The sequence below is a fragment of the Thermoleophilum album genome (genome assembly GCF_900108055.1).
Taxonomy (GTDB): domain Bacteria; phylum Actinomycetota; class Thermoleophilia; order Solirubrobacterales; family Thermoleophilaceae; genus Thermoleophilum; species Thermoleophilum album.
In genome coordinates, this window is sequence record NZ_FNWJ01000001.1 from 824,596 (window position 1) to 839,152 (window position 14,557).

Sequence of the window (14,557 nt, forward strand, 5' to 3'; positions counted from 1 at the left end):
CTACTGAATGACCGCGATCGTCTCGCCGATCGAGACCGATCCGCCCTCGTTCACGCCGAGCTTGACGACCTTGCCAGCGACCGGCGCGGTGATCTCGTTCTCCATCTTCATCGCCTCGATCACGCAGATCAACGCGCCTTGCTCGACCTCTGCGCCTTCTTGGACGGCGACCTTCAGCACCGTTCCTTGAATTGGCGAAACGAGTTCGCCCGACGCACCGTCGCTGGAGGACGATCCCGAACGGCGCCGTTGCGGCGGTTTGCGGGTCGCCGGAGCTTGCGCCGGGGCTGAACCATTGCTGGCGAAGGCCGGGGGCGGGCCGATCACGCGAACGTCGAAGCGGCGCCCCGAGACCTCCACCGCGTAACGCCGCTCGACCTTCTCGCCCTCCGCCGGCTCGTCGCTCGGAGCCGTTTCACCGGCTGCCTCGCGCTCCGGCTCCTCGAGGGTTTTCAGCCACTTCTTGTCGCCGAGCAGGTCACGGCAGGTTTCGCCGCGCGCCCACTGCTCGGTCGCGAGCAGCTTCTTGTGGAACGGGATCAGCGTGCGGATGCCCCCGATCTCGTACTCGTGGAGGGCGCGCAGCATGCGCCGCGTAGCCGCCTCGCGGTCGACGTCCCAGACGATCAGTTTCGCGATCATCGGGTCGTAGAGCGGCAGGACCTCGTAACCCGCCTCGACGCCCGAGTCGACGCGCACTCCCGGACCGCCCGGTTCGCGATAGTGCGTGATCTTGCCGGGAGCGGGAGCGAAGTTCTTGGCGGCTGACTCTGCGTTGATCCGGCACTCGATCGCGTGCCCGCGAATCTCGAGATCCTCCTGCTTGAAGGAGATCGGCTCGCCGGCAGCGATCCGGATTTGCTCGCGCACGATGTCGACGCCGGTGACCATCTCGGTCACGCAGTGCTCAACCTGCACGCGGGTGTTCATCTCCAGGAAGTAGTACTGGTCGCCGGACAACAGGCCCTCGACCGTACCCGCCGATCGGTAGCCGACGGCGCGTGCCGCCTCGACACCGATCTGGCCGATCCGCTCGCGCAGCTCTGGCGTGACGAGCGGACCGGGCGCCTCCTCGACCAGTTTCTGGTGGCGCCGCTGGATCGAGCAGTCACGCTCGAACAGGTAGACGATGTTGCCGTGGTCGTCGGCGAGGATTTGGACCTCGACGTGGCGCGGGTCGGGGATGTAGCGCTCGATGTAGACGGTCGGGTCGGCGAAGAACTTCTCGCCCTCGCGCGAAGCGCCCTCGAAGGCCTTTTCGAGGTCGTCCTCCGACTCGGCGACACGGAAGCCCTTGCCACCGCCACCACCGGCCGCTTTGAAGGCCACCGGGTAGCCGATCTCGGCGGCGATCTCCGCGGCCTCCTCGACCGACTCGACGGGGTCGGTTGTGCCCGGAACGATCGGCACGCCCGCCGCCTTCATGAGCTCGCGGGCGCGAGTCTTGGAGCCCATCGCTTCGATCGCTTCCGGCGGCGGCCCGATAAAGACGATTCCGGCCTCCGCGCAAGCGCGGGCGAAGCTCGCGTTCTCGGCGAGGAAGCCGTAGCCCGGATGGATCGCCTGCGCGCCCGCGCGCTGCGCGACCTCGATGATCTTCGGGATGTTCAGGTAGCTCTCGGGGGCCGGACCGGGACCGAGCAGGTACGCCTCATCGGCACGGCGTACGTGTGGCGCGTCGCGGTCGGGCTCGGAGTAGACGGCGACGCTGGCGATCCCGAGCTCTTCTAGCGTCCGCATCACGCGGATCGCGATCTCTCCACGGTTTGCGACGAGGACCTTGTCGAACATGCGACCGGGAAGAGTAATCGGAGGGCGTTCGCGACGGCGTACGGCCTAACCGCGGGACTCGACGGCGCGCGGCGGGTGGGGGGACGTTTCGAGTGTGCCGAGACGCGCGCGGCGTGCGCGGAGCAGGCCGGTAGCGACGACGACCGCCGCGGTGATCGGCGCTAGCGCGATCGCCGCGGTCGGTACGGCGAGACCGGCCTTCGCCAACAGCCCGAGGCCACCGCCGCACAAGACGAGCGCGAGCGTTAGCCGCAAGGCGCCGGTCGGAACGCGCACCGACAGGTGGCTGCCGATCCACACCCCGGGAACCGATCCGACAAGGATCTGTGCGGCGAGACCGTAGTCGACGTTGCCCGCCCCGAGGTGCGCAAGCGCTGCGGCCCACAGCAGGATCGCGGCGTGAACGACGTCGGTGCCCACCACCCGAGTCGGCGTCAAGCGAAAGAACAAGATCAAACCGACCGCAATGAGGGCACCGCTACCTGCCGATGTAACGCCGAGCACGAAGCCGACGACCGCTCCGAAAACGACGGCTACGAGTCGCCTTCGCGCGGTCATCTCGACGGTCGAGCGCTCCCCTGCCGAGAAGCGGCGCGCGAAGATCGAGCGCACGAGCGTCGCGAGGCCCGTGACGATCAGGGTCACTCCGAGTGCCGCGATGAGGGTCGTGTCGAGACCGTCGCCGAGCGCGCTTTCCAGCAGCTGCAGCACGTAAACGCCGCCGACTGCAGCGGGTACCGAACCGAGCGCCATCCAGACGCACACGCTCGCGTCGACAGTGCGCTGCCGCCAATGCTTGTAGCCCCCGACCGTCTTCGTGATCGCCGCGTAGGCGAGATCGGTGCCGATCGCTGTCACCGGCTTGACACCAAAGACGAGGATCAGCAACGGCGTCATCAGTGATCCCCCGCCGATGCCGGTAAGACCGACGAGGACGCCGACCCCAAGCCCGAAGATGACGAGCAGCGGATCCATCCGCGCTCTAGCTGCCGGCGTGTGCGGGCCCAGCGGTTGGCGAGATGCGCTCGATCAGCTCGAGCACCCGCTGGGCCGCTTCAAACGCTGCGAACTCGGGTGTCAACACGAGGTCGGGTTCGGTTGGCGGTTCGTAGGGGTCGTCGACGCCCGTGAAACCCTGGATCTCGCCGTTCCGCGCCCGCCGCCAAAGTCCCTTCGGGTCGCGTCGTTCGCACTCCTCGGGTGGCGTCGCGACATAGACCTCGGCGAACGGGATCGCAGCCTTTGCGGCGATCGCGCGCGCTCGCTCGCGGTCGGCGCGGAACGGCGAGACCAGCGCGACCAGAGCGACCAGGCCCGCGTCCGCCAGGAGCGCTGCGACGTGCGCGGCGCGGCGGATGTTCTCGCTGCGATCGGCAGCGGAGAAGCCGAGGTCTCCGCACAGCCCGTGGCGCAGGTTGTCACCGTCGAGCAGATAGGCCGGTCGTCCCTTGGCGACCAGGAGTTCTTCGACACGCGCGGCGATCGTCGACTTACCGGACGACGGCAAGCCCGTCAGCCACACCACGGCGCCGCACCACCCTCGCGCTGCGCGCGCGGCGCGGTCGACGTGGGTGCGCTGCCAAACGACGTTCGGGCTGCGCTCAGCGGCCGTCGCCATCGTCAGCGCACCGCTTCGACCATGCCCGCTGCCGCCGTCTCCCCGGTCTGCTCGTCGATCAGGATGAAGGCGCCGGTTGCGCGGTTGTCGCGGTAGGTGTCGCAGGCCAACGGCTCGGCGGTGCGGATGCGAACGTGCGCGATGTCGTTGAGCTCGAGTCGATCGACATCACGGGCACGCTCGAGCGTCGCGACGTCCAGCACGTGTTCGATTGCCTCGATCCGTGCCGGTGTCGAGCGCGTCGTCTGCTTTAGCCGATAGCGAGCACGTGGTGTCGCCGCCTGTTCGGACATCCAGCAGACGGTCGCTTCGAGCTCGCGCGTCAGTGCTGGTGCGGTGGAGGGGTGAGCGATCAGGTCTCCCCGGGCTACGTCGATGTCATCCTCCAAACGCACGGTCACGGAGAGTGGCGGGTAGGCGGTCTCGAGCGCTCCGTCGGCGGTCTCGATGGCGGCTATGCGGCTGCGTGCGCCTGACGGCAGGACCACGACCTCGTCGCCTACGCGCACTATCCCGGATGCGACTTGTCCCGCGTAGCCGCGGTAGTCGTGCCAGCGGTCGTCCTGCGGGCGGATCACCCACTGGACGGGAAAGCGCAGGGCACGGAGGTTGCGGTCGGCAGCGATCGGCAGCGTCTCCAGCAGTTCGAGCAGGGTCGGTCCCGAGTACCAGGGAGTGCGCTGGGAGCGATCGACGACGTTGTCGCCGTGAAGGGCAGAGATCGGGACGAAGCGCACGTCCCGCGCGCCGAGCCGCGATGCAAGCTCACCGAACTCGTGGGCGATCCGCTCGAAGACCGCCGCGTCGAACGCCACGAGATCCATCTTGTTGACGCAGACGATCAGGTGGGGGGTGCCGAGCAGGGTGGCGATCGCCGCGTGCCGGCGTGACTGCTCGACGATGCCGCGGCGGGCGTCGACCAGGATCACCGCCACGTCGGCGGTCGAACAGCCGGTGACCATGTTGCGGGTGTACTGCTCGTGGCCGGGGCAGTCGGCCAACACGAACTTCCGCCGCGGCGTGGCGAAGTAGCGATAAGCGACGTCGATCGTGATGCCCTGCTCCCGCTCGGCGCGCAGGCCGTCGGTCAACAGCGCGAGGTTGACGTGCCCGTCGCCACGCCGTCTCGAGACCTCGACGACGTGCTCGAGCTGGTCTTCGAAGATCTGTTTCGCGTCGTAAAGCAGGCGACCGATCAAGGTCGACTTGCCGTCGTCAACCGAGCCCGCGGTCGCCAGTCGCAGGAGCTCGACGGGCTGCGGGTCGAGGGCGTCGAGGGCGAGTGCGTTGACCGCCGCTCCTGCCATCAGAAGTAGCCCTCGCGTTTGCGGTCTTCCATCGCCGCGTCGCTGATGCGATCGTCGGCGCGTGTCTCGCCGCGCTCGGTTACGCGGGTCGCGGCGATCTCGGCGATCACCTCATCGAGCGTGGCTGCTCGCGAACGGACAGCGCCGGTGCAGGTCATGTCACCGACCGTTCGGAAGCGAACGGTCTCCTCGAACGGCTCGTCGCCGGGTAGTAGCTGCACGTACGGGGAGAGCGCGTAGAGCATGCCGTCGCGCTCGAACACCTGCCGGCGGTGCGCGAAGTAGATCGACGGCAGTTCGATCCCCTGCTCGCGGATGTAGCGCCACACGTCCAGCTCCGTCCAGTTCGAGAGCGGAAAGACGCGCATGTGCTCGCCCGGGCGGAGGAACGTGTTGTAGAGGTTCCAAAGCTCCGGACGTTGACGGCGCGGATCCCACTGCCCGAAGTCGTCGCGCAACGAGAAGATGCGCTCCTTGGCTCTGGCTCGTTCCTCGTCGCGACGCGCCCCTCCGAAGGCGCACCGAAAGCCGTGCTCCTCGATCGCATCGAGCAGCGTCACTGCTTGCAGGCGATTGCGCGACGCGCGCGGTCCCCGCTCCTCCCTCACACGCCCACGGTCGATCGACTCCTGAACGGAGGCAACGATCAGCTCGCACTGATACTGCTCGACCATCCGATCGCGGTACTCGAGCACCTCGGGGAAGTTGTGCCCGGTGTCGACGTGCATCACCGCGAACGGGATGCGGGCGGGCCAGAAAGCCTTGTGGGCTAGGTGCAGCAGGACGGCTGAGTCCTTACCACCAGAGAAGAGGAGCACGCCCGGGCTGAGTTCGGCAGCGGCCTCGCGCAGCACGTGAATCGCTTCGGCCTCGAGTGCTCGCAGGTGCGAGACCACCGGGACGTTGCGAGACCCTGCGGAAGGGTCGTGCGCGCGCAGCTGGGTCGACACGTGCTCGAGCGCCGCGTGCCCACTGGGAAGCGTTTCGTTGAGCGTCTCCTCCGGCTTCATCCGTGTAGTCCGCACTCGGTTTTGGCGTGCCCGTACCAGCGGCCTTCGCGTCCGCTGCCAGGTCGCGTGCAGTGCGTGCAGCCGATCGACTCGTAGCCGCGATCGTGCAGGGGGTTGTAAGGCACCTCGTGAGCAGCGATGTAGCGCCAGACGTCCTTGTCCGACCAGTCAGCTAGCGGGTTCGCTTTCCACAGCCCGTGCCGCTCGTCCCAATGCAACTTGGGCGTGTTCGCCCGCGTCGGCGACTGGTCGCGGCGAATGCCGGTCACCCAACAGTCGACTCGCGCGAGTGCTTGTTTCAGCGGCGCGACCTTGCGCAAGCCGCAGCAGGCGTCGGGATCGCGCTCCCAGAGCTTGTCGCCGTGGAGCACTGCTTGGCGAGCCAACGACGGGCCTTGGTAGACGTCGATGGCGATGCCGTAGCGCTGCTCGAGGCGCCGCCAGGTGTGGTAGGTCTCGGGGAAGAGGAGGCCGGTGTCGAGCGTGAAGAAGCGCACCTCGGGAGAGATGCGCAGCGCGATGTCCATGATCACCGACGCCTCCTTCTGGAACGAGCAGGCGACGTAGAGGCGCGGATGGAACTGCTCGATCACGAAGGCGAGCAGCTGCTCGGCCGACATTTGCTCGACGCTTGCAGCGTCGAGGCCGGCAGGGAGCTCGCGCGCGGCTGTCGCCCCGCCACTCATCCGGCGGCGCACTCCCCCTCGCCGCGTACGACCTTGAACGGTTCGCGGCGATTCCAGTCGATGAACATCGCGAGGTTTTCGAGGTTGAAGTCGACCGGTAAGGCGAGGTCGCGGACGGCGTCCTCGAACGGCTTGGTGCCCACTCGGTCGACGAAGCGAGCGAACGTTTCGCCCGCCTCGCGCTCGCGCTCGTAGAGGCGGAGCCAACGCTCCACGGCGTCGGGCACGCGCTTCGCCGGCAAGCGCACCTTGAGACGCTGACCGAACGCCGTCTCCCCGTGTTCGTAGCGGCCGCCGACGTGTGCGACGTACGCGGGCAGCTGCTTATCGCCGATCTTCAGCGAGGCCCCGTAGAAACCGATCGTGCCGAGATGGTGCTGGCCGCACCCGTTCGGACAACCGGAGATCTTGATGTGCACGCGTCGAGTCAGCGGGTCGGTGATTCCGAGCTGCTCGACGCGTTCTTGAACAGCCCGGTTGAGCCCCATCGAGGCAGTGATCCCGAGCTTGCAGGAATCGGTTCCCGGGCAGCTGACGACATCCGTCACTTCGTGTGCCCCGGCATCGCCGAGACCGAGCTCGCAAAGCCGCTGCCACACCTCATAAACGGCCTCCTCGCGCACCCACCGCAGCACCAGGTTCTGCTGGATCGAGGTGCGCGCGTAGCCACCTGTGTACTCCCGCATGATCTGCGCGAGACCACGGAACTGCGCCGGCGCGAGATCGCCGCGCGGCACCTTCACCTCGACGGTGCAGAAGCCGGCTTGCCGCTGCGGTCGCACATTGGCCTCGAGGAAACGCTCGAACTCCGGTGAGTCGCCGTTCGGAGCTGCGTAAGAACTGCGCGGCGCCGGTGCGTTGGCCTCCTCGTCGTGGAGCAAGAGCAACGGATGCGGATCGAAGTTCCGCTCGGCGACCCACTCGCCGCGCAGCTCTTCCTCGACCATCGCGCGGAACTCCTCGATACCGACCTTGTCGACCAGGAACTTGAGGCGCGCGCGTGCCCGGTTCTTGCGCAGCCACTCCTGGCGATCGAAGATCCGCATGATCGCCTCGGAGACCTTGAGATAGTCGCCGTTGTCGAGCGCGACGAAGTCGTAGAGGGTTCCCCCGAGTCGAGCCATGATCGAGGTTCCCCCACCCGTTCGCACTTCGACGCCGCGCACGCCGTCGCGCACGCGCGGTATGAAGCCGAGGTCGTGGATCAGCGACACCGCGCGGTCGTCGTCGCTGGCGCTGAACGAAACCTTGAACTTGCGCGGCATGTCCTGGCACACCGGGTTGCGCACGAAGTAGCGGACGAAGGCCGCGGCGTAGGGCGTGATGTCGAAAGGTTCGTCGGGGCAGACCCCAGCCCACGGATCGCCCGTCACGTTGCGGACGGTGTTGCCGCAGGCCTCGCGTGTCGAAAGTCCGACCCGGCCGATGAACTGGAGCAGCTCGGTTGCGTGGACCAGCGGTACGTGGTGGAACTGCACGTTCTGCCGCGTCGTGATGTGGCCCTTGCCGAGCGGGGCCCACCGCGCTGCGACATCGCCGAGCGCATCAAGCTGGTCCGGTGTGACGCCACCGAACGGAAGCTTCACGCGCACCATGTGGACGTCAGCCTGGCGCTGGCCGTAGACGCCCTGCTTCAGGCGCCGCGCGAGGAAGCGGTCGGGATCGAGTTCGCCGCGCAGAAAGCGCGTCGCCTGGGTTTCGAAGTCCTGGAGCTCTTCCTCCAGGATCGGGATCACGTGGCCGGGGACGTTCTCGTAGGTTCGCTCGGGGCTCGCGAGCGACCCGCGACCGGAGCCCTTGTTGCTGGTAGTCGCCTCCAAGTCTTGACCCCCTAAGAGCGGTTCGGTTTGCGCTGCCCACGGGACGGGCAGGGAGAGGGAGAGCTCTACGGCGGCGCGAGTATAGAGGAGAAATAAGCAAAACTCTTCTGATATTTGGCATTTTCGGCGAGGCTGCGCAAGGGCGGGCGCTAGCGCAGCGCGCCGGAGAACGACGACGGCTCCGCGGCCGATTGCCTACCTGGTTAGGCGAACGCCTCAGGAGTAGGCAAAAGCTCAGCTGGGCGGCAGAAAGATGTAGGGAGCTACCTCACCGTCCGGCGGGTCCAACTCGAGACCGGCTTGCGCCCACGCTTCCAGACCGCCCTCCAAAGACGCGGCTTTGCGTCCGGAAGCCACGAAGGCATCGGCGACCGGTGCCGAGCGCTCGCCCGAGCGGCAGTAGAAGACGACCAACTTGCGTGTCCCCAGGTCGCCGGGGTCGGCCGCCAGCTCGTCGGCAGTGCGGTGTACGGCTCCCGCAATGCGGCCACGCTCGTACTCCTCCGGCGAGCGGACGTCGACGAGATCGACCTCGCCGCGCGCCAGCCGATCGGCGAGCTCGCGCGCAGTGATCGTGTCAGCTTTGGTGCTCGTGCCGCTCACCGCGCGCGAGCGTAGCGAACTACACGCGCGCTGCACCGTCTGCCTGCGGCTGTGATCCGATCGGCCGCTTCGGGCTGCTCTGGGCTAGCGGCCCCAGGGCATCGGGTCCCCCCACGGGGACGTGCGCACCGGCAGCCGGTCGATTGCTTCGAGCATCGCCTGGCGCAACCAGCCCCCCCGCGGCCGCTCGGGCGCCCGCGGGGGCGGCGCGGTGTCGCGCAAGAACTGCTCGATCGCGGCCGCGATCGCCGCTGCTTCCTCGGGGCCAGCGGCACCATGCGCTACCTCGATGTTCGGGCGTCGCGGGCGGTTACGTCCGTTGCGGGTCACTGGCCGGAAACCTAGCGAGCGAGCGCGCGCAAGGACGGCACCGTCGCGGCGAGTCGTTCGCGGCGCGCATACAGCAGCCCCGAGAAGAAAGCGACGAGGGTGAGGTCACGAAGCAGTGTCAACAGGATCACCAGCGGGTCGAGCGCCGCCAGCCGCGCGAAGTGGTGAGGGAATTCGACCAGCGTGAGCAGCTGAGCCGCCGCGCCGATCAGCGCGAGCGCATACCGCCCGCGAGCCCAGCAAAGAGCGATCAGCGGCCAACCCCATACCAGGAATTGCGGCGAGAGCACCTTCCCGAAGGCGACCAACGCAAGCGGAGCCGCGAGCACGAAAATCGCGCTATCGCGGTTTCTTCCCCTGCGCCCCGCGCTAGCTGCGGCGGCCGCGGTCGCCGCAACGGCCAAAAGTGTGATCGTCGATGAAGCGCCCGCTAGCAAGCCCGCGCCCGAACCCTGGATCCCGACGGACGCGTGGCTGAACACCACCCTTGCGTCACCGCCGAGCAGGCTGCCAATTGCCAGCGCGAGCGCCCACACACTCTCTATTTCCAGTGGGCGTTCCAGGTGGTAGAGGAGCACGTGGAGTGCGCCCGGCGGCGACAAAAGAGCCGCAACCCCGGCCCCGCCCAGAACCACCAGCGCAGCACAGCTTGCGAGCTCGATAGCCGCGCGCCTGCCTGTTCGCGCCCACAGATAGGCGCAGGCGGGTGCAAGTGCGGCCAACGGGAAGAGCTTCACAAGCGCTCCAGCGCCTAGCAGCAAACCGCACGCGCGCCAGCGGCCGGCGAGCAGTCGCTCAGCGGCCAGCGCCGTGCAGGCGACCGCCACCAGGTCGAAGTGGACCCAGGCGACCGTGCCTAGCAGCAACGGTAGGCCGGCGATCGTGAAGGCGGCCGTGACGCCTCGGGTATGGGAGGCGACGACGCGCGTGAGCGCCCAGGCTGTGACGGCCAGCGCAGCCAGCTGCTGGAGTCCGAACAATGTGCGGAAAGATCCCGACCCACCGAGCGCGGGCAGAGCCAGCGCGAGTGCGCCCAGCGGCGGGTACTCGAACGGAAAGTCCCGGTAGGGGAGGGACCCGCTGGCGAGTGCAAGTCCGTAGCGACGTAGCGTCGGGACGTCGCTGTGCAGACCACCCGCCCACCAGGGCCAGGCGAACATCGTGGGTATCCATACGGCGAGAGCAAAGGCCGCCCAAGCCGCCCACTCGCGCCGGCGCACCGGCGCTCAGAGGGGGATGTTGCCGTGCTTGCGCTTGGGTGTTTCGACGCGCTTGGTCTCGAGCACCTCGAGTGCGCGGATCAGCCGCGGGCGCGTTTCGTGGGGAAGGATGACGTCGTCGATGTACCCGCGTTCCGCCGCCGCGTAGGGGTTGGCGAAACGAGCCCGGTAATCGGCGATCAACTTCTGTCGCCGCTCTTCCGGAGTCGGCGAGTTCTGGATATCGCGACGGAAGATGATGTTGACGGCGCCCTCGGGACCCATCACCGCGATCTCCGCGGTCGGCCAAGCGAAGTTGAAGTCGGCGAGCATGTGCTTCGACGCCATCACGTCGTAGGCACCGCCGTACGCCTTGCGCGTGATGACCGTGACCTTCGGCACCGTCGCCTCCGTGTAGGCGTAGAGCAACTTCGCGCCACGCCGGATGATGCCGCCCCACTCTTGGCTCGTGCCGGGCAGGAAGCCGGGCACGTCGCAGAACGTGACGAGCGGGATGTTGAAGCAGTCGCAGAAGCGGACAAAGCGAGCCGCCTTCTCTGACGCGTCGATGTCAAGCACGCCGGCCAGTTGATTCGGTTGGTTGCCGACCACGCCGACGGCCCGGCCGCCGAGTCGCGCGAAGCCGATCACGATGTTGCGCGCGAAGTGCTCCTGAACCTCGAAGAACTCGCCGTTGTCGACAATCAGGTGGATCACGTCGCGCATGTCGTACGGCTTCGCGGGATCGTCGGGCACTACCCGATCGAGCTCGGGATCCATGCGATCAGGGTCGTCCCCGGTGTCCATGCGCGGCGGTAGCTCGAGGTTGTTCTGGGGAAGGAACGAGAGCAGGTAGCGCACGTCCTCGAAGCAGCTCTCCTCGTCCTCGCAGGCGAAGTGTGCGACCCCCGATTTCGTCGCGTGGGTCATCGCGCCGCCGAGCGACTCGAAGTCGACCTCCTCACCGGTCACTGTTTTGATCACGTCGGGACCGGTGATGAACATGTGCGACGTGCCCTTGATCATGAAGATGAAGTCCGTCATCGCTGGTGAGTAAACAGCGCCCCCGGCGCACGGTCCGGCGATGATCGAGATCTGGGGAATCACGCCCGACGACATCACGTTGCGGACGAACACGTCGCCGTAGGCGCCGAGCGACACAACGCCTTCTTGGATGCGCGCGCCGCCGGAGTCGTTGATGCCGATCACCGGGCAGCCGATCTTGGCGGCGAGGTCCATGATCTTGCAGATCTTCTCGCCCATTACCTCGCCCAGCGAGCCGCCGAAGACGGTGAAGTCCTGGGAGAACACGCAGACCGGGCGCCCGTCGATGGTGCCGTGGCCGGTGACCACGGCGTCGCCCCACGGCCGGTTCTTGAGCATGTCGAAGTCGAAGGTGCGATGGCGCACGAAGGTGTCGACTTCGACGAACGAACCGGGATCCAGCAGCTTGTCGATCCGCTCGCGCGCCGTTAGCTTGCCGCGCTCGTGCTGCTTGCGCTCAGCTTCGGGGCTGGGGTGACGGGCCTGTTGGCGAAGCTCCTCGAGCTGCGCCACCTTTTCCTCGAACGTCTCCGGCGACTTCTGGCGCATCGGGGCGGGAACTCTAGCGGGGGGCGGAAGTCGATGATGGGAGCCGGCTACTCGGCCCGCACGGCGGCCACGTGCGGTGCGTCGGGTTCGGTTGGCCGGGTGTCCGAGTGACCGCTGTGGATACAATGCGGGGGTATGGTTTCAACGACCGTCACCGAGCGTCGAGAACTGGAATCCGATCGTCGCGACTCGAGCTCGAGTTCGCGGCCGGCCGCGGGTGTTGCACAAGCGGTTAGCGCACGTGCCGACCGCGCGCGGCCACGCTTGCTGGCCGGTCTCGCAGGCGTGGCCGTGGCGGCGCTGCTCGCGGCTTGCGGTGGTTCGTCGGGCGGCGGCGAACGCGGGCTCGCCGCTCCCGGTCGCGCCACCGACCGGGAGTTCATCGCGGCGATGATCCCTCATCATCAAGGTGCGATTGCGATGGCGCGCGTCGCCACCCGTCGCGCTGAGCATCCGGAGATCCGCCGGCTGGCCCAGTCCATCATCTCCGCCCAGGAGCGCGAAATCCGCGAGCTACGCCTGGTTCACCGCGATCTCTTCGGGGGTGAGCCGGGAAGCGCCCGCCCGCAACTGCTCGGCCTGTCGATGAGCGAGGCGGGGATGGCTCACGACACCGCGATGCTCGAGACGGCCCGGCCATTCGATCGGGCGTTCATCGACATGATGATCCCGCACCACGAAGGAGCGGTGCGGATGGCGAAAGTGGTCTTGAAACGGGGCTCAGATCCACGGCTCAAGCGCTTGGCACGCGACATCGTGCGCACGCAGACCGCCGAGATCCGCAGTATGAAGCGCTGGCGGCAGCAGTGGTACGGCTCGTCCGCCACCATGCACGAGGGCGCGCCCCAGCCGAAATCGTCGCCGATGGGTGGCGCGGGAGCGCACGGCGGGGCGCACTGAACTGCCTGTCGAGCGGGGGCGACTGACCTTCGAGCGGCGCGTTCGGCGCGCAGGGCGCGCCGAACGCGCCGCCACCTTTAAGCCTCCCGGTATTCGCCGAACTCTTCGCGCATCACGCCGCACACCTCGCCCAGCGTGCAGCGGTCCTTGAGTGCTTGCCGCAACGGGTAGAGCAGGTTCTCGCTGCTGTGACAGGCAGCGCGCAACTCCTCGAGGCGCCGGCGTACGAGCTCCTGGTCGCGATTCTCCTTGAAGCGCGTGAGGCGGGCCTTTTGTTCCTCTTCGGTCCGCGGATCGATCTTCAGAATCTCGACGTCGTCGGGTTCGTCTGACACGTACTCATTCACGCCGACGACGATGTCCTGTTTGACGCGCTGGCGCTCCTCGTACGCCCAAGCCGACTCCTCGACCTGCTGGCGGATGAACTGGATGCAGTTGACCGATCCACCCATCTCGTCGATCAGGTCGATGAGTTCCTGAGCGGCCTCCTCGATCTCGTCGGTCAACCGCTCGACGAAGAAGGAGCCGGCGAAGGGGTCGACGGTGTCGGCGGCCCCCGACTCGTGGGCGATGATCTGCTGGGTGCGGAGCGCGATTCGCGCCGCCTTCTCGGTGGGCAGAGCGAGGGCCTCGTCGAAGCCGTTCGTGTGCAGCGACTGGGTGCCCCCGCAGACCGCGGCGAAAGCCTGGAGCGCGACCCGCACGATGTTGTTCTCGGGCTGCTGCGCAGCCAGCGTTGAGCCGCCGGTCTGCGTGTGGAACCTGACCATCATCGAGCGGGGGTTTTTCGCGCCGAAGCGTTCCTTCATGATCCTCGCCCACATCCTGCGGATCGCGCGGAACTTCGCGACCTCTTGGAAAACGTGGTTGTGGCCGTTGAAGAAGAACGCGATCCGCGGCGCGAACTCGTCGACATCGAGGCCGGCGTCAATCGCCGCCTGCACGTAGGCGATCGCGTTGGCGAGCGTGAAGGCGACCTCCTGGACTGCCGAGCAACCCTTCTCCCGCATGTGGTAGCCCGAGATGGAGATCGTGTTCCACTTCGGGATCCGCTCCTTGCAATAGGCAAAGAGGTCGGTTGTGAGGCGCATCGCGGGGCCCGGCGGATAGATGAAGTTGCCGCGCGCGATGTACTCCTTGAGGATGTCGTTCTGCACTGTGCCGCGCAGCTCGTGCGACGGTACGCCCTGTTCCTCGGCCACCAATTCGTAGAGCAAGAGCAGGACCGCGGCGGGCGCGTTGATGGTCATCGAGGTTGAGACTTTGTCGAGCGGGATCCCTTCGAAGACCATCCGCATGTCCTCGATCGAGTCGATCGCGACACCGGTGCGCCCGACCTCGCCCTCGCAGAGTGGATCGTCGGAGTCGCGGCCCAGCTGAGTCGGCAAGTCGAAGGCCATCGACAGGCCAGTCGAGCCGTGCTCGATCAGGTAGCGGAAGCGCTGGTTGGTCTCGCGAGCGGTCGCGTACCCGGCGTACTGGCGCATCGTCCAGAGCCGCTTGCGGTACATGTCGGGGTGTATGCCCCGCGTAAACGGGAACTCGCCGGGCATCCCGAGCTTTTCGTCGAGGTCCGGCGGGAGGTCCTGGGAGGTGTAGACAGTTTTGATTTCGATGCCCGAGTCGGTGAAGCGGCGCGGATCATCCGGTCCGACGACGGGGGCAATCGAGGGCTTGTGGCGCGGTCGCGTGGCCATGCG

13 protein-coding genes are annotated in these 14,557 nt (G+C 67.3%); 1 reads left to right on the plus strand and 12 read right to left on the minus strand.

All coding sequences use genetic code 11. The features are described 5' to 3' along the window. From accC to BLW41_RS04110, 11 genes are all read right to left on the minus strand, one after another. Positions 1-1,791 carry an acetyl-CoA carboxylase biotin carboxylase subunit gene (gene accC, locus BLW41_RS04065; RefSeq protein ID WP_093116432.1) on the minus strand — a complete coding sequence of 597 codons (1,791 nt, stop codon included), beginning with the start codon at positions 1,789-1,791 and terminating at the stop codon, positions 1-3. A gap of 45 nt (positions 1,792-1,836) precedes the next feature. After that, positions 1,837-2,766 (minus strand): sulfite exporter TauE/SafE family protein, encoded by a 930-nt coding sequence (locus BLW41_RS04070; protein ID WP_093116434.1) that lies wholly within the window; start codon positions 2,764-2,766, stop codon positions 1,837-1,839. Positions 2,767-2,773: 7 nt separating this feature from the next. Further along, positions 2,774-3,409 (minus strand): adenylyl-sulfate kinase, encoded by a 636-nt coding sequence (cysC, locus tag BLW41_RS10885; protein WP_177169318.1) that lies wholly within the window; start codon positions 3,407-3,409, stop codon positions 2,774-2,776. Between the two features lie 2 nt (positions 3,410-3,411). After that, positions 3,412-4,716 (minus strand): sulfate adenylyltransferase subunit 1, encoded by a 1,305-nt coding sequence (locus BLW41_RS04075; RefSeq protein WP_177169319.1) that lies wholly within the window; start codon positions 4,714-4,716, stop codon positions 3,412-3,414. Next, positions 4,716-5,741 (minus strand): sulfate adenylyltransferase subunit CysD, encoded by a 1,026-nt coding sequence (gene cysD, locus BLW41_RS04080; RefSeq protein WP_245689022.1) that lies wholly within the window; start codon positions 5,739-5,741, stop codon positions 4,716-4,718. Before cysD ends, BLW41_RS04075 begins: the two co-directional genes overlap by 1 nt. Continuing rightward, the gene (locus BLW41_RS04085; protein WP_093117335.1) at positions 5,723-6,412 is read right to left on the minus strand and encodes a phosphoadenylyl-sulfate reductase; all 690 of its coding nucleotides are present in this window, start codon (positions 6,410-6,412) and stop codon (positions 5,723-5,725) included. The genes cysD and BLW41_RS04085 overlap by 19 nt, the downstream gene beginning before the upstream one ends. After that, the gene (locus tag BLW41_RS04090) at positions 6,409-8,232 is read right to left on the minus strand and encodes a nitrite/sulfite reductase (RefSeq protein WP_093116438.1); all 1,824 of its coding nucleotides are present in this window, start codon (positions 8,230-8,232) and stop codon (positions 6,409-6,411) included. Before BLW41_RS04090 ends, BLW41_RS04085 begins: the two co-directional genes overlap by 4 nt. Before the next feature lie 234 nt (positions 8,233-8,466). Then, positions 8,467-8,835 (minus strand): rhodanese-like domain-containing protein, encoded by a 369-nt coding sequence (locus tag BLW41_RS04095; protein WP_177169320.1) that lies wholly within the window; start codon positions 8,833-8,835, stop codon positions 8,467-8,469. Between the two features lie 84 nt (positions 8,836-8,919). Continuing rightward, the gene (locus BLW41_RS04100) at positions 8,920-9,165 is read right to left on the minus strand and encodes a hypothetical protein (RefSeq protein ID WP_093116442.1); all 246 of its coding nucleotides are present in this window, start codon (positions 9,163-9,165) and stop codon (positions 8,920-8,922) included. Between the two features lie 11 nt (positions 9,166-9,176). Then, the gene (locus BLW41_RS04105; RefSeq protein WP_093116444.1) at positions 9,177-10,385 is read right to left on the minus strand and encodes a glycosyltransferase 87 family protein; all 1,209 of its coding nucleotides are present in this window, start codon (positions 10,383-10,385) and stop codon (positions 9,177-9,179) included. 6 nt (positions 10,386-10,391) lie between these two features. Then, the gene (locus BLW41_RS04110) at positions 10,392-11,957 is read right to left on the minus strand and encodes an acyl-CoA carboxylase subunit beta (RefSeq protein ID WP_093116446.1); all 1,566 of its coding nucleotides are present in this window, start codon (positions 11,955-11,957) and stop codon (positions 10,392-10,394) included. 135 nt (positions 11,958-12,092) lie between these two features. Here BLW41_RS04110 and BLW41_RS04115 point away from each other — a divergent pair, with 135 nt between their 5' ends. Then, positions 12,093-12,857: a DUF305 domain-containing protein gene (locus tag BLW41_RS04115; protein WP_093116448.1), complete on the plus strand. Its 765-nt coding sequence runs from the start codon at positions 12,093-12,095 to the stop codon at positions 12,855-12,857. A 77-nt stretch (positions 12,858-12,934) separates the two neighbouring features. On the opposite strand, the gene BLW41_RS04120 is transcribed toward BLW41_RS04115, so the two are convergent. Continuing rightward, positions 12,935-14,554, minus strand: a complete 1,620-nt coding sequence (locus BLW41_RS04120) for an acyl-CoA mutase large subunit family protein (RefSeq protein ID WP_093116450.1) — start codon at positions 14,552-14,554, stop codon at positions 12,935-12,937. Positions 14,555-14,557: the final 3 nt, after the last annotated feature.